Source organism: Massilia sp. LXY-5, assembly GCF_059801075.1.
In genome coordinates this window covers 42,335-57,370 of record NZ_JBNNEH010000006.1, presented here as the reverse complement: position 1 = coordinate 57,370, position 15,036 = coordinate 42,335, and the positions used below count along the sequence as shown (strand labels likewise).

General features: G+C 67.1%; 13 protein-coding genes and 1 pseudogene. 7 read left to right on the top strand and 7 right to left on the bottom strand.

The genetic code is table 11. The annotated features are described in order from the left end of the window. Positions 1-26: 26 nt before the first annotated feature. The 3 genes from ACI48I_RS18730 to ACI48I_RS18720 form a co-directional block, all read right to left on the bottom strand. Entirely contained in the window at positions 27-1,079 is a 1,053-nt protein-coding gene (locus tag ACI48I_RS18730; RefSeq protein WP_498575071.1) for a glycosyltransferase family 9 protein, read from the bottom strand. A 62-nt stretch (positions 1,080-1,141) separates the two neighbouring features. Then, positions 1,142-2,500: a N,N-dimethylformamidase beta subunit family domain-containing protein gene (locus ACI48I_RS18725; RefSeq protein ID WP_498575070.1), complete on the bottom strand. Its 1,359-nt coding sequence runs from the start codon at positions 2,498-2,500 to the stop codon at positions 1,142-1,144. Next, on the bottom strand, positions 2,497-4,173 hold the full coding sequence (locus ACI48I_RS18720) for a carbamoyltransferase family protein (RefSeq protein ID WP_498575069.1): 1,677 nt from the start codon (positions 4,171-4,173) through the stop codon (positions 2,497-2,499). Before ACI48I_RS18720 ends, ACI48I_RS18725 begins: the two co-directional genes overlap by 4 nt. A gap of 268 nt (positions 4,174-4,441) precedes the next feature. Between ACI48I_RS18720 and nudC the strand changes: the two genes are divergently transcribed. Beyond that, positions 4,442-5,260 carry an NAD(+) diphosphatase gene (nudC, locus tag ACI48I_RS18715; protein WP_498575068.1) on the top strand — a complete coding sequence of 273 codons (819 nt, stop codon included), beginning with the start codon at positions 4,442-4,444 and terminating at the stop codon, positions 5,258-5,260. Here the strand turns inward: nudC and ACI48I_RS18710 are convergent. Continuing rightward, entirely contained in the window at positions 5,257-6,165 is a 909-nt protein-coding gene (locus tag ACI48I_RS18710) for a hypothetical protein (RefSeq protein WP_498575067.1), read from the bottom strand. The genes nudC and ACI48I_RS18710 overlap by 4 nt on opposite strands. Before the next feature lie 145 nt (positions 6,166-6,310). On the opposite strand from ACI48I_RS18710, the gene folE reads away from it, so the two are divergent. The 3 genes and pseudogenes from folE to ACI48I_RS18695 all read left to right on the top strand — a co-directional run bounded on the left by folE (position 6,311) and on the right by ACI48I_RS18695 (position 8,073). After that, on the top strand, positions 6,311-6,877 hold the full coding sequence (gene folE / locus ACI48I_RS18705; RefSeq protein WP_193687622.1) for a GTP cyclohydrolase I FolE: 567 nt from the start codon (positions 6,311-6,313) through the stop codon (positions 6,875-6,877). Between the two features lie 61 nt (positions 6,878-6,938). After that, a pseudogene (locus tag ACI48I_RS18700) lies at positions 6,939-7,214 on the top strand (transposase); the annotation flags it as partial. Between the two features lie 250 nt (positions 7,215-7,464). Continuing rightward, positions 7,465-8,073, top strand: coding sequence for a phosphatase PAP2 family protein (locus ACI48I_RS18695; protein WP_498575066.1), 609 nt, complete (start codon positions 7,465-7,467; stop codon positions 8,071-8,073). A gap of 106 nt (positions 8,074-8,179) precedes the next feature. On the opposite strand, the gene ACI48I_RS18690 is transcribed toward ACI48I_RS18695, so the two are convergent. Continuing rightward, the gene (locus tag ACI48I_RS18690) at positions 8,180-8,602 is read right to left on the bottom strand and encodes a hypothetical protein (RefSeq protein ID WP_227496617.1); all 423 of its coding nucleotides are present in this window, start codon (positions 8,600-8,602) and stop codon (positions 8,180-8,182) included. A 144-nt stretch (positions 8,603-8,746) separates the two neighbouring features. Here ACI48I_RS18690 and ACI48I_RS18685 point away from each other — a divergent pair, with 144 nt between their 5' ends. Genes ACI48I_RS18685 through ACI48I_RS18675 form a run of 3 tightly spaced genes read left to right on the top strand, consistent with a single transcriptional unit; the run spans position 8,747 to position 12,543 of the window. Then, positions 8,747-9,346, top strand: a complete 600-nt coding sequence (locus ACI48I_RS18685) for a (2Fe-2S)-binding protein (protein WP_193687619.1) — start codon at positions 8,747-8,749, stop codon at positions 9,344-9,346. 9 nt (positions 9,347-9,355) lie between these two features. Beyond that, the gene (locus ACI48I_RS18680; protein WP_498575065.1) at positions 9,356-10,342 is read left to right on the top strand and encodes an FAD binding domain-containing protein; all 987 of its coding nucleotides are present in this window, start codon (positions 9,356-9,358) and stop codon (positions 10,340-10,342) included. Continuing rightward, the gene (locus ACI48I_RS18675; protein ID WP_498575064.1) at positions 10,339-12,543 is read left to right on the top strand and encodes a xanthine dehydrogenase family protein molybdopterin-binding subunit; all 2,205 of its coding nucleotides are present in this window, start codon (positions 10,339-10,341) and stop codon (positions 12,541-12,543) included. Before ACI48I_RS18680 ends, ACI48I_RS18675 begins: the two co-directional genes overlap by 4 nt. Before the next feature lie 175 nt (positions 12,544-12,718). Here the strand turns inward: ACI48I_RS18675 and ACI48I_RS18670 are convergent, their stop codons facing one another. Continuing rightward, positions 12,719-14,149 (bottom strand): efflux transporter outer membrane subunit, encoded by a 1,431-nt coding sequence (locus ACI48I_RS18670; RefSeq protein WP_498575063.1) that lies wholly within the window; start codon positions 14,147-14,149, stop codon positions 12,719-12,721. Continuing rightward, on the bottom strand, positions 14,149-15,033 hold the full coding sequence (locus tag ACI48I_RS18665; RefSeq protein WP_193687615.1) for an efflux RND transporter periplasmic adaptor subunit: 885 nt from the start codon (positions 15,031-15,033) through the stop codon (positions 14,149-14,151). Before ACI48I_RS18665 ends, ACI48I_RS18670 begins: the two co-directional genes overlap by 1 nt. Positions 15,034-15,036: the final 3 nt, after the last annotated feature.

Genomic DNA, 15,036 nt, shown 5'->3' with positions numbered 1-15,036 from the left:
TGGGCGCAAGGTCCCCTACGCAGGCTCTACCAGTAAGGCCACATTCCCGCGCGCCGTTGCCGGTTCGCGTCGGTCCCCGCGAGCAGGGCGCGGGCGTGCTGCAGGACGGCCGCCGAGCGCTGCGCGTCCGGGTCCCAGATGCAGCGGTGGCGGTCGCGGTCGAGCGGTGCCCAGCGTGCGATGTCGGCCTTGCTGAAGATGACCACGCTTTTCAGGCGCAGGCCGGCGGCGATGTGCGACACACCCGTGTCGTTGCAGACCAGCAGGCGGGCATTTTTCATCAGGGCCGCCATGGCGCCGATCGAAATCGGTGCGGCGGCGTTGATGGCGCGCGCCTGCATGTGACGGGCGACTTCGGCGGCCAGCTCGGCCTCCTCGCCCGATCCGGTCAGCACGACGCCGACGCCGAACTCGGCCGCGAGGCGATCGGCCACTTCCGCGAACCGTTGCGGCGGCCAGCATTTGTCGCGCTTGCGCGCGCCCGGGTGCACGCAGATGTAATTGCCGGAGACGAGGCCGGCGGCAATGCCGCTGGCCTCGAGCTCCTGCCGGTCTTCCTGCGCCACCGGGAATTCGAGGTAGTCTCCGGCCGCGCAGGCGCCGAGGCGCTCGAGCAGGCTCAGCAGGCGGTCCGGCTCGGCCCCGACTCCCGGATACGGGAACAGGACCGTATGCTCGGTCGCGACGCCCTCGCCCGCGCAGTAGCCGGCCATCGCCCCGGCACTGAAGCCGGCCACGATGTCGTTGGTGACGGCGCCGTTGCCGTGCAATTGCAGCGCCAGCGAGAAGCGGCGTGCGCACAGGCCTGCATAGAAGGCGGTCAGCTCTTCGTGGCTTGCCTCCTGCTCGGGCAGCAGCGGATGGCCGGGGAAGGGCACGAAGTCGTCGATGTAGTGGTGGAAGCGGCGCGCGAACTGGCGCGCCCAGGGCAGGCCGACGAGGGTGATGTGGGCCTTCGGCAGCGCGGCGCGCAATGCGCGCAGGGCCGGCACGGCGCACAGCATGTCGCCCAGGTGCAGCGCGCGAAACACGACGACGGATGCGATCTCGAGTTGGTGAAGGAGCGGACGCCGGGACACTGTTTCCTCCGTTGGTGAAAAACAGGATAGAGATGAGGGAGGGCGGCGCCGGCCGTACAAGATCAACGCAGCAGCAGGCGGTCGAGGACGTTGCGGGTGATGCGCTCGACCTTGCCATCGCGCCCGTCGGCCAGCACTTGCGCCCAGTCGGTGGTGCCGGCCGAGAACACGGTGCCGCCGCGCTGGTACAGGCCGAGCGTCGCCGCATGGATGCCTTCGCCGGCCGCATGGCGTTCGCGCGGCGGCAATTCCTGCCAGCGGCGGTCGAGCGGGCAGGCGGCCAGCAACTGGTAGCCGGCGGGCGTGCCGCCGTCGTCGGCCCAGGCCGAGAGCGTGGCCTTGCCGCTGGCGCGATCGAAGCTGTCGAGCGGTGCGCCGTCGCATTCGTAGCCGGCCAGGGGCGGCCAGGTATCGGCGCCAAAGGCTTCGCCGCGCGCCAGGCCGGTGCCGGCGAAGACCCAGTGTTCCGGCCGCTGGACGATGAAGCCGGTCGTCTCGCGTGCGCCGTCCCACCACCCGCCGCCGTGGCGATAGCTGACGCCGCCGAGCCAGTCCTCGGGCCGGCCGGCGCCGCTGGCGGGCCACCAGTGGTCGTAGGCGCCGCGCGGCCCGCCCTGGTGGCAGACCAGGGCCCGGTCGCCGTCGACCAGGTGCACGCGCCACCAGCACAGGTTGGCGGCGAACCAGGCCACGTTGCCGCCGGCGGCAATAAAATCCTCGACCGCGTCGCGCGTGGCCTCGGTCCAATATTCGTCGTGCCCGGCCGCAACCAGCAGCCGGTAGCGCAGCGCCAGTTGCGGGTCCGCATGGAGGTCGAGGTCGGTGCAGAACTCCGGGGTATAGCCGCGGCGCGTGAGCCAGCGGATGAAGCGCGCGTCCCAGTGGGCGAAGGTCTGGCGCTGCGAGCTGGCGTCGTAGTGGTCGGGCGCGCCCCAGGTGGGTCCGCCGATGCCGCCGCCGGGCCGCCGCAGGGACACGCGGGCGCCGGGCGGGTCGAGCGAGCGCGGCGGATTGGCGTAGTAACAGCCGTTGCCGCTGAAGTTGTAGGCGTGGTAGGTGGCCAGCGGCAGTTTATACAGCATGCCGCCATGGCGCCGGCCGCGCACGACGAACAGCGCCGCCGCCGATTCGAGGGCAAGAGAGAGCGGCAGCTGACGGTCGGCTTCCTCGAAGTGGGCGATGTAGACCGCCGAGGGCCAGTGGGCCGGCACCGGGAATTCGTAGGCCGGCCAGCCCCAGTCGTCGCCGGCGCTTCTCTCATGCGCTCTTTCTCCGGCTTGCCAGGACGAGCTGTGCAGCGCTTCGAAGCCGTCGCCCCAGCGATAGAAGTGCACGCGAAAGCGCCGGCTGTCGGTCGCCACGTGCAGCACGAGGCGCTCGCCGGGCAGGACGCTGGCGCGGGCGGGATAGGCGCGGATCATTCGGGCAGCTCCGGTTCGATGCGCTTGCGCACCAGGTAGGGCGGCATCGCCAGCGCGTGCAGCGGCATGCGCCGGAACGAGGCCAGCGCCTGGCCCGGTGTTTCGACGATCGGCTCGTCCCTGCCGTTGAAGGAGGTATTGAGCAGGACCGGCACCCCGGTGCGCGCGTAAAACCCGGACAGCAGGGTGCGCAGCAGCGGGTCCTCCGAAGGAACCGTTTGCAGGCGCGCGGTGCCGTCCACGTGCGTGATGGCAGGCACCGTACTGGCACGCTCGGGGCGCACCGGTGCGGCGAACTGCATGAAGGGAGACGGGCCGGCCAGGTCGAAATACGCGTCCGCATGCTCTTCCAGCACGACCGGTGCGAGCGGCCGGAACCATTCGCGCTGTTTCACGCGGGCGTTGATCCAGTCGCGAATGGAACCGCGGCGCGGGTCGCCCAGGATGCTGCGGTGTCCGAGCGCGCGCGGGCCGAATTCGCTGCGTCCCTGGAACAGGGCCACGACCTTCTGCGCGCACAGCAGGTCGAGCATGCGCGCGCACAGGGCGTCGCAGCCGGGCAGGCGTTCGACCAGCAGGTCGGGCACGTCGGCCAGCGCGGCCTCGATCTCTTCCTGCCGCGGCGGCGGGCCGAGGTAGTCGTCGCGCCAGCGATAGTCGCAGGGCAGGCCCGCCAGTTCGGTCAGCCCGTACACGGCGCAGCCGAGTGCCGTGCCGGCGTCGCTCGGGGCCGGCGGGATGAACACATTTCCAAAAGGCGTTTCGCGCAGCAGCCGTTCGTTGGCCGAGCAGTTCAGGGCGGTGCCGCCGGCAAAGCACAGCTTAGTCAGGCCCGTTTGCGCGTGCAGCCAGCGCGCCAGCGCCAGCAGGGCGTCCTCGAAGGCGCGCTGGCCGGCCGCGGCCAGGTTGGCGCAATCGGAAAATTTGACGCCCGGCGCGCCGTAGCGAAAACGCGCGCGTTCGGCCAGCAGCGTGCGCCAGGGCGCGGGAATCGTGACCCGGTAGCCGTCGACTTCCAGCGGCGGCAGTTTGAGTGAAAGCGCATCGCCGTGCGGCGCCAGCCCCATCACTTTGCCCTCGTTGCCTTCGCCGGGAAACAGCGCCTGGGTCAGTAAAAAATAAAACATGCCGAGGCCGACGAGGCGGCTGTCGTCGCGGTCCCACAGCTGCTTGCCGATGCAGGCGATGCGTTCGCGGTCCGCCGCATAAAACGAGGAGACTTCGCGCCAGTCGCCGGGCACCCCGGCCGCGCCGCTCCAGTGTTCGGTGAATTCGCTCGCCGGACTGCCCTGGCCGTCGACCACCATCACCGCCGCTTCGCGAAACGGCGACGGGTGGAATACGCTGTACAGGTGGGCGAGATGGTGCGAGATGCGCAGGCGCCGGCAGCCGGGCGCGAGGGTCAGTGCGGAGGCCAGCTCTTCTTCGTAGGCGGGCAGGGAATCGATCTCGGCATCCGACGAAAAGCATTCGACCAGCACCTCGATCGGTCGCTCGAGCCCCGGCAAGGCCGGCCGGTAATGGTGCAGCACATCGCCCGGCTTGCCCCAGTGGTGCTTGTAACGGGTCAGCCTTTCCTTCTGGATCGCCCAGACCAGCTGCGAACCGTGCATCAGGCAGATGCTGGCATCCTGGGTGCGGTTAATGCCGAGCACGACGGGCGCATCGTTCATCGTCTTCTCCTGGTCCTTGGCGCAGCGGCGGGGGCCGATTCGTCCATCTTTGAGCAGGATGAGGAGTGCTTAGTTCGGGTTTCCGTACGCGGCTGATGCAGGTCGGACCAGCAGCAGAAAACGGAAACTTGAAGGCCATATTGCGGTCTCAGGAAATATGGCAAGGTCAGCAGTAGGTCGGACGTCGGGATGCATGCGGCGGACGCGGCGGCGCCGGTCGGAGTATGATGGGCCACTACTTTATTGCGACCCGACCCGCGACCCGACGATGCTGCACACGCCCCCGACCTTCACCCCGCTGATGGCGCCGCAGAGCCATCCGGATCCACTGACTTTCCTGTTCCACGGCGGACGCCTCCTGCTGCGCGAGCACGACCTCGCCTTGCCCGATGCAGCGCTGCTCGAGCGGCTCGGCGTCGATCCCGCCCACATCCAGCCGCTTGGATTGTTGGGCGAGCGCTATTGCCAGGCAGGGTGGATAGAACGGGAAGAGGTACCGGAGGGATATGCCTGGCGCAGCCTGCGCTCGCTGTTCGCCGATTTCGACGAGGCGATGCTGGGCCTGGCCGGGCGCGCGGCGCAGATCGCGGAATGGGCACGCACCCACCGCTTCTGCGGCGCCTGCGCCCATCCGATGACGCGCGTGGCGCACGAACGCAGTTTTAAATGCGGCAATTGCGGGCACCTTGCCTATCCGCGCATTTCGCCGGCGATGATGGTGTTGATCCGCAAGGGAGACAGCGTGCTGATGGCGATGCACGTGGCCTCGCCCGCCAAACGGTTTACGCCGCTGGCCGGTTTCCTGGAAGCGGGAGAGTCGATCGAGGAAGCGGTGCACCGCGAGGTGTACGAGGAAGTCGGACTGCAGGTGACGAATTTACGCTATTTCGCCAGCCAGTCCTGGCCCTTCCCGCACTCGCTGATGATTGCTTTTACCGCCGATTATGCGGGCGGCGAGATCCGGGTCGATCCGACGGAAATCGCCGAGGCACGCTGGTTCGGCCCGAATGATGAATGGCCGGAGCGCGTGCCGCACATCTCGGTTTCGAGTGTGCTGGTGGACGCGCACCGGCCGCCGGGCTGCTAGACCTCGTTCAGCAGGGCTGGCGTGGTGCGCACCTCGACCGCCGCCGGCGCCCTGGCGCTGGTCGCCACCTGCACCCGCACGCTGTCGTCCGGACGCGTCCCCGTGCTGCGCAATTGCACCGCGCGCTGCAGCAGGTCGAACCAGAACGGCGCGCCGAACAGCGTGGTCGAGGCCGTCACTAGCCAGCCTGCCGCCTGCAGGGCGAATGCGGCGTCCAGCAGGGGCGGGAAACTCTGCCAGCCGATTGGCAGCGCCCACAGCTGGCGCAGGGTTTCGGCGTCGAGCGCGGCCGGGGCCGCGGTGATGTGGGCAGCCAGCTGCGGCTGCTGCCAGAGGGTGCGGAACAGGGCGATGCTGTCGATGTTGAACAGGATCGCCAGCAGCAGCGAGATCAGGAACGAGATCAGCAGCTGGCGCCGTTTATAGTTGCCCGACAGGCGCTGCATCGCATTGTCGAACCAGCCCGCCACCAGCAGCTGGAAACGCTCGAGGTCGCCGCCGGCGCGCGCATACAGACCCTGCAGGGCGCGCCGCACTTGCGGGTCGGACACGGCGTCGATATCGGCACCCAGGCGCGCGAAATTGCCGGGCACCTGCTGGATGCTGTCGATCAGCGCGATCGCGAAATAGCCCGGTTCAATGTAGGATGGCCGGGCCGCCATCGTGCGCTCGTCAAGCGCCTTGCCGTCGCTGTGCGGGTTGACCAGCGGGTGCGCATAAACCATCTGCGCCAGCATGGTGAAGCGCGGGTCGTTGAGCATGCTCTTGATGCCCGCGAGCAGGGTGTTGGCGCGCAGCCGGAACGCGGCCGCCAGCGCTTCCTGCACGGTGGCCACGATCAGCGCCACCGTGCCGTAACAAAACGTCAAACCGATTGCCAGTTCCAGTACAGAACTCCCGAACATAGGCCGCCTCCATGGGTGAAGTATCGGTTCACGCTAGCGCATCCCAATAGCGGATGAGTCTGGTTTGCTCAATAAACCGGCAGGCCCCGGCCGCCTCCGCCCATTTTCTATATACTGGCGGCAATCGTATTTTTAGGGTTCTCCCATGTCTGACAAAGAAGCATTCACCGAACACGACTGGCGCCGTTTGCTGACCAGCCTCGGTGAAGATCCGAACCGTCCGGGCCTCCATGAAACGCCTGCGCGCGTCGCCAAAGCCTGGAAGCACTGGACCTCGGGCTACGACCAGGATCCGGTGTCCGTATTGAAGGCCTTCGAGGATGGCGCCGAGCAGTACAACGAGCTGATCGTGGTACGCGGCATTCCCGTCTACAGCCATTGCGAGCACCATCTTGCCCCCTTCTTCGGCAAGGCGACCGTCGGGTATCTGCCGAATGGAAAAATCGTCGGCCTGTCGAAGCTGACCCGCCTGGTCGACATCTTCAGCAAACGCCTGCAGGTGCAGGAACGCATGACGATGCAGATCGCGAATGCGCTGATGGAAGTGCTGGAACCGAAGGCAGTCGGCGTCGTCGTGAAATGCCGTCACATGTGCATGGAAAGCCGCGGCATCCGTACCCAGGGCGAGGAAACGATCACGTCCTGCATGCTCGGAGAGTTGCAGCCGAACCTGGCACTGCGGACAGAATTCCTCGCCCTGGCCCGCGACTAAGGACGGCTGTCGGGAACCTGTTCCAAAACTTTCCCCTCAAAGCTAATTTGGGGAGAACGACATGGCCAGGCCCGCATTCCCCAGCGATATTGGGCGTGAGCAGTTTGATCTCGTGCGCGACATGCTCGAGGCGGCGCGCCGCAAGACGCGTCCGCGCAAGCACGATCTCTACGACGTCTACTGCGCGGTGCTGTATTTCCTGCATACAGGGGCCGCCTGGCGTAGCTTGCCGCGCGACTTCCCGCCCTGGCGCACCGTGCACGAATATTTCACGCAGTGGACCATGCTGCGCGACGGCGAACGCACGCTGCTCGAACAGACGCTCGACAAGCTGGGTCGGGAGACGGAACTGGCGCAATTGCACCGCCTGCTGCGGCCGCGCTGACATCGATGTTCACACCGGATCGCCGACGCGTTTGTGCCACGGTTTAGCTAAAAAGTTCCGTCGCAACGAGCGAGAGAACTGATCTTTATTAAACCTGCGTCCCCTGCGCGGGCGTCTTGTCACAATCTGTTGCGATTTTGAATCGTGCGCCTCGAATGGCTGAGCTAAGCTGGGGACATTGTTTTTCTTTCATCCCAGCGCCATGTTCGACTATCTCAACCAGTCCCTGTTTGCCCTGTTCAATGCCGCACCCGGCCTGTCGGGCTGGCGCCTGCACGGGGCGATCTTCGCCGCCGAATGGGTGATCATGGTCGTGCCTGTTGGCCTGGTGCTGATGTGGACCAATGGCGCGCCGGGCCAGCGCGAAGCGGCCGTGCGCGCCCTGCTGGCGGCGGTGATTGCGCTGACGATCAGCAAACTCATCGGCCTGATGTGGTTCCATCCGCGGCCCTTCATGGCCGGAATCGGACACAGCTTCCTGCACCATGCACCGGACAGTTCCTTCCCGAGCGACCACGCGACCAGCATGTTCTCGGTGGCCCTGGCATTGATGCTGAGCCAGCTGCGCGAAGTGCGCCGTTTCGGCCTGGCCCTGCTGGCGCTGGGCGTGGTCGTGGCCTGGGCGCGCGTCTTCCTCGGTGTGCACTGGCCGCTGGACATGATTGCCGCCTTCGTGGCGTCGGCCTTCGCCGCCCTCCTTGCCGACACCCGCGCCGGACAGGCCCTTGCGGCCGCGCTGGTAGCGATGATGCAGACGGTCTATCGCAGGGTACTGGCTGCCCCGATAGCGCGCGGCTGGCTGCGCCCGTAGCACCTGACAAAATCCTCATGGCGGCGTTGCAGCGTCTCGCCGTACTAGCGTACTGTCTTCGCCGCTGCGCCTTGCCCTGAGAATTTTGTCAGGCGCTCCCGGTAAATCACTTTTTCGGGGCTTCCGGCTCCGCCTTCTCGAACACCAGCTTCCTGTTCTCGTCGAGGTGGAACAGGCCGAGCGGTTCCCCCGTCACCTGTTCCGGCGCTTCCAGTTCGCTGCATCCTTCGGTTTCGACGCGCCAGACCTGCTCGCCCGCGCGCAGGGTATAGACGTTCGCGCCGGATGCAAACAGTTCGATCTCCACGTCCGGCATCGGTAGCTTGCCCAGCGAAATGCGGCGCTGGCAATCGGGCATGCGCGAGGCGAGCAGGTCGAGCGTGATGTCCTTGTTCCAGAAGTATTCCTGCATCGCGCGCACGGTCAGCGCGTGCTGGTTGCCGTCGATGTAATAGGTGGCCGAGTCGTCGACACAGCCGGCGAGCAGCAGGGGAGCGAGCAGGGCAGGGAACAAATGAGTTTTACGCATGCATGGAGTCCAGGTTGCGGCGCGACAGTTGCCGCGCCGTGGGCAGTATAGAACGCGGCTTTCTCGCCGTGCAACTGTGCCGCAGCAGCGCTCTCCCGGACTCCCCGTTTTTTTGAATTCGGCCATGATGAACACGACATCCCGATGGCTGATCCTATCCAGACGAGCGAGAACATGCCGAACGACGACCCGAACCTCGTGGCGCAGCAGGTGGCGCCCCCATACGTGCCGGCCCAGCCGCTGACGCTGCGCATCAACGGCACCGAACACCAGATGATGATCGAACCGCGCGTCAGCCTGCTCGACGCCCTGCGCGAGCGGCTCGCCCTGACCGGCACCAAAAAGGGCTGCGACCGCGGCCAATGCGGCGCCTGCACCGTGCTGGTCGACGGCCAGCGCATCAATTCCTGCCTGACCCTGGCTGTGATGCACGACGGCCGCGAGATCACGACCGTGGAAGGCCTCGCCCAGGACGGCGCGCCGCATCCGGTGCAGGCCGCCTTCATGGAGCACGACGGCTTTCAATGCGGCTATTGCACGCCCGGTCAGATCTGCTCGACCGTCGCCCTGCTGCGCGAAATCGCCGAAGGGCAAGCGAGCAGCGTGACGCGCGGCGAACGGCCGGCCAGCCTGGACGTCGACGAGATCCGCGAGCGCATGAGCGGCAACCTGTGCCGTTGCGGTGCCTACCAGAACATCGTGGCGGCGATCCAGACCGCCGCCGCCGACGTTAACGGTAACTAAGGAGGCAGCGTGCATTCGATTTCCTACGAACGGGCGCGCGACGTCGCCCATGCCATCGAACTGGGCAGTATGTCCGGCAGCAAATTCATCGGCGGCGGGACGAACCTGCTGGATTTGTACAAAAGCGGGGTCGAGCGGCCGACGCGCCTGGTCGACGTCAGCCGGATCGCGCTGAACGCGATTGAACCATTGCCCGACGGGGGTGTGCGTATCGGCGCGATGGCCAGCAACACGGCAGCCGCAAATCACCCGCTGGTGCGCGGACCCTACCGCGTGCTGTCGGAAGCGATCCTGAACGGCGCCTCCGCCCAGTTGCGCAACATGGCGACCGTCGGCGGCAACCTGCTGCAGCGCACGCGCTGCTATTACTTCACCGATCCGGCCTTTAAACAGTGCAACAAGCGCGAACCGGGCAGCGGCTGCGCGGCGATCGACGGTTTCAACCGCATCCACGCCATCCTCGGCGCCAGCCCGGCCTGCATCGCCACCCATCCGTCCGACATGGCGGTCGCGCTGGTGGCGCTGGACGCCAGCGTGCGCCTGGCCGGCCCCGGCGGCGAACGCAGCGTGCCGGTCGCCGATTTCCATCGGCTCCCGGAAGACCAGCCGCAGTTCGACACCGTGATCGCACCGGGCGAATTGATCACGGCGGTCGACCTGCCGCCTGCTCCCTTCGCCGCGCGTTCGCACTACCTGAAAGTGCGCGACCGCGCCAGTTATGCCTTTGCCCTGGTGTCGGTGGCGGCCGCCCTCGACCTGCGGGACGGCGTCGTGCGCGACCTGCGCCTGGTGCTGGGCGGCGTCGCCCATAAACCCTGGCGCGCCGTCGAGGCGGAAGCGGCGCTGCGCGGCCGGGCATTGGACGAGGACGGCCTGACACGCGCCGCAGCAGCAGCCGTGGCCGGCGCCCGGCCGTTTCAACATAATGCATTCAAGGTCGAGCTGGCGCAGCGCGCGGTCCTGCGGGCGCTGCGCACGGCGGGAGGACTCGCATGACGATCATCGGCGCACCCATCAACCGCACCGACGGCTGGGCCAAGGTCAGCGGCAGCGCGCGTTATTCCGCCGAGCACCCTGTCGCCGGCCTGGCCCACGCTTATCTTGTGACCAGCACCATCCCGAGCGGACGCATCAAGCGCATCGCCCTCGACACCGAGGTGCCCGGCGTGCTGCTGGTCATGACCCACGAGAACGTCTTGCAACTGCCGCGCGAAACGAAAGCCGGCAAACTAGCTCCGCCGATCGGGCGGGTGCTCTCGCTGCTGCAGGATGCCGAGGTCCACTACAACAACCAGCCGGTCGCCGTCGTGGTGGCCGAGACCTTCGAGGCGGCACGCGAGGCAGCCAGCCGTCTGCGCATTGAGTACGAAACATCACCGGCGCGGCTCGATTTCGAAGAAGCGAAACAGCATGTTCACCCGCCGGAAAAAGTGCTTACGCAGGACACCGACACCCGGCGCGGCAACCTGCAAGCAGGCATGTTATCGGGCAGCACCAGCATCGACCTCAGCTACCGGACGCCGGTCGAGCACCACAACCCGATCGAGCCGCATGCGACGATCGCCGCCTGGGACGGCGATCACCTGACCCTGTACGACTCGACCCAGTACATGAAGGGCGTGCAGCGCACGGTGGCAAGTACCCTCGGCATCGCGCCGGACAACGTGACCGTGCTGTGTCCGTATGTCGGCGGCGGCTTCGGCTGCAAGGGCTCGGTCTGGTCGCACGTGGTGCTGGCCGCGATGGCGGCGAAGATGGTGGATCGTCCCGTCAAGCTCGTGCTCGACCGCACACACATGTTTGGGCCGGTGGGCCAGCGCCCCGTCACCGACCAGCGCATGCGCCTGGCCGCAATGTCCGATGGACGCCTGACCGCGAGCGCCCACGACACGATTGCCTACACCTCGATGATTGAGGACTGGATCGAACCCTGCGGCCTGATGACGCGCATGATGTATGCGAGTCCGAACCAGGAAACGACGCACCGCCTGGCGCGCATGCATCTCGGCACGCCGACCTTCATGCGCGCGCCGGGCGAGGCCTCGGGCTCGTTCGCGCTGGAATCCTCCATGGACGAGCTGGCCTACGAACTCGGCATCGACCCGCTGCAACTGCGCCTGCAAAATTACACGGAGCGCGATCCCGGCAAGGATTTGCCCTTCTCCAGCAAATCGCTACGCCAGTGCTATGACATCGGTGCCGAGCGCTTCGGCTGGAGCGGGCGCAATCCGCAACCGCGCTCGATGCGCGCAGGCGACAAGCTGGTCGGCTGGGGCATGGCGACGGCAACTTATCCGACCAATCGCTCCAAGGGCAAGGCCTCGGCCACGCTGCATCCCGACGGCAAGGCCGTGTTCCGCTCCAGTACGCAAGACCTCGGCACCGGCACCTATACCGTCATGACGCAGATCGCCGCCGATGCGCTGGGCGTGCCGGTCGAGCGCGTCAGTTTCGAGCTGGGCAATTCGCAGCTGCCGGAAGCGCCGGTGTCCGGCGGCTCGACGACGGTGGCCAGCGTCGGGCCGGCGGTGCAGGCGGCAGGCCATGCGCTGCGTCTGAAACTGGTCGGGATTGCGCTGGGGGACGAACGTTCTCCCCTGTTCGGCGCGCTGGCGGACGAGGTCGATGCCCGCGATGGCGAGCTGTTCCTGCGCGCCGATCCGTCGAAGCGGGAAACGATGGCGGCGATCGTGGCGCGCCAGGCGGCCGGTCCGGTCGAGGTGGAGGCCGGCGCCGATCCGGGGGACGCCAGCAAGCACTATTCGATGCATGCCTTCGGTGCAGTATTCGTCGAAGTGCATGTCGACGAACTGCTGGGAGAAGTGCGGGTGCCGCGCGTGGTCGGCGTGTATGGCGTCGGCAAGCTGATGAACGCGAAGACCGGCCACAGCCAGCTGATGGGCGGTATTGTCGGCGGCCTCGGCATGGCCCTGTTCGAGGAAACGGTATTTGATGCGCGCAACGGGCGTGCCGTGAACGGCAACCTGGCCGAATACCATGTGCCGGTGAATGCCGACATCGGCCGCATCGAGGTCGAGGTGGTGGAAGAAGACGATCCCCACGTCAACCCGCTCGGCGCGAAAGGGATCGGAGAGATCGGCATCACCGGCGTGGCCGCGGCGGTGGCGAATGCCGTGTTCCATGCGACCGGCAAGCGGATTCGCAGCTTGCCGATTACGCTGGATAAATTGTTGTAGAGCGTAAGAGCGTGAGGCCGCGTGCTTGGCCTGAGTGTGCGGATGATCAACAGGTGTACCGCGTGGAGTCAGGACTCCACCCTACGGTCAGCTCGTTTCGTAGGGTGGAGTCCCGACTCCACGCGGTGCAGCAGCAACAAGCAAATAGCGCGTCATGCAAGTGCGCCACGTCGAGTTACTTGGCTGCTCCTTCCCAACCACCCCCCAGCGCCAGAAACAGCGTCACCTGGTCGCTCGCCAGCTTCGCGCTGGACGCCGCCACTGCCGCCTCGTTCGAGGCCAGCGTACGCTCGGCATCGAGCGTGGTCAGAAAGTCGGTGCGGCCGAACCGATACAGTTTAGAAGCCTGACTGGATGCCAGCGCGCTCTGGTCGCGCGCCGCTTTCAACGCGGCGTGACGGTCGAGTTCGCGCGCATAGTTGCTCAGCGCCGTTTCCGTCTCGCGCAGCGCGTTCAGCACGACGCCGTCGAAGCGCGCCAGCGAGGCAGCCGTGCCGGCCTCGGCCTGGGCGATGTGCATGCGTGCCGTGCCGGTCGACGGCAGCGACCACGAGATCAGCGGACCCAGGCTGTAGCGCCAGGTATTGGCGTCGCCGAAGCCGGACAGGGCGCCCGTACTGCCGGCCGACAGGCCCAGGCTGATCTGCGGATACAGCTCGGCGGTCGCCACGCCGATGCGCGCCGTGCTGGCCGCAAGCAGGCGTTCGGCCTGGCGGATGTCGGGACGGCGGCGCAGCAGGGCGGCGCCATCGCCCACCGGAATGGCAGTAGCCAGCTGCGGCACCTTCTCGCACCCCGCCACCGCCTGCGGGAAGTGTGCCGGCGTTTCTCCCGTCAGCACGGCCAGCCGGTACAGGGCGGCGCGGCGCCCGGCCTCGAGCGGCGGTACGGCGGCGCGCAATTGTTCCAGCTGGCCGAGCGCGCGGCTGTTGTCGAGCGCCGTGCCGCGTCCGAGTTTTACGCGCTGGGCGGTGGAACGGACGAATCTGTCCTGCAAGGCCACCGACTGGCGCGCGATCGCGATCTGCTGGCCGTTTGAGCAGGCCTCGGCATAGGCGCGCGTCGTTTCCGCCGCCACCGTCACGCGCGCCAGGTCGCTGGCCGCCTGCGCGCTGTCCGCATCGGCATTCGCCGCCTCCACCGCGCGTGCGATTTTTCCAAATAAATCGAGTTGATACGACACGCGCAGGCCGGCGTCGTAGCTGGCGTGGTCGGGCAGCGCGTGCGGTACGCCCATGGCGGCGCCCGAGGCGCGACCATAAGCGGGAGCAGCCGAGACGTCGACGCCGGGCCGGCCGAGCTGTTCGGCCTCCGTCACCACGGCCTGGGCGCGCGCCAGGTTGGCGGCCGCCACGCGCAGGTCGGTGTTGGCTGTAAACGCCTGGTCGATCAGGGCGTCGAGCGTGCTGTCACGGTACAGGCGCCACCACTGCCCGGGCAGCGGCTGCTGGCTGAATGGTTTTTCCGAGGCACCGATGAACGGTGCAGCGGCATCGGGCCGTTTGATGACGGCCTGCTCAGGCAGCTTGTAATTCGGGCCGACTACCGTGCCGCAGGCCGCCAGCAACAGCGGCAGCGCGGCCGAGGTAAGAGTGCGCGCGCGCATCACGACACCTTTTTCGGTGGCGCCGGCAACACCTGCACCGTCGCCGTCTGTCCCGCCACCAGGCGCACATTGTTCGGCACCGGATCGAGCGCCACGCGCACCGGAATGCGCTGGGCCAGCCGCACCCAGTTAAACGTCGGATTAATGTTCGGCAGCATGTTGGTGCCGGTCGTGCGGTCGCGGTCGGAGATACCCTCGGCAAAACTTTCGACATGGCCGGTCAGTTGCTGCTTCGCGCCCATCAGCGAGACGGCGACCGGATCGCCCAGGTGGATCGCCGCCAGTTTCGTTTCCTCGAAATAGCCCTCGACGTAGAACGAGCCGCGGTCGACCAGCGCCATCACCGGATGGCTGGCGCTCACGTACGCGCCGGCGCGCAGGTCCAGGTTCGTCACCGAGCCGCTGACCACCGACACCACGCGCGTGCGGTCCAGGTTCAGGCGCGCCGTATCACGGTTGACGACAGCTTGCGCCAGCGCCGCGCGTGCCTGTTCGACGCGAGATACGCCTTGTTCGCGTGCTTCCTGCGCCACCAGATCTCCCAGCTGGACGTTGCGGCGTGCCTCGCGCTCGGCTTGGCTGACGGCGACTTTGGCCGCGTCCTCGGCGGCTTCCGCCTGGCGCAGGGCCAGCTCGAAGCGGGCGCGGTCGACTTCGAACAGCAGGTCGCCGGCTTTTACCTGCTGGTTGTCGTGGACGTAGACCCTGGTCACCTGTCCCGTGACGTCGGGCGCGACCTGCACGACATAGGCCTTGATGCGGCCGTCGCGGGTCCAGGGTTCGATTTCATAGTGGCGCCACAACTGCCAGCCCGCATAGATGGCGCCGGCGGCGGCGAGGACGGTGATGCCGACCCGCGTGAATGCTTGAGGAGAGAATTTCATCTT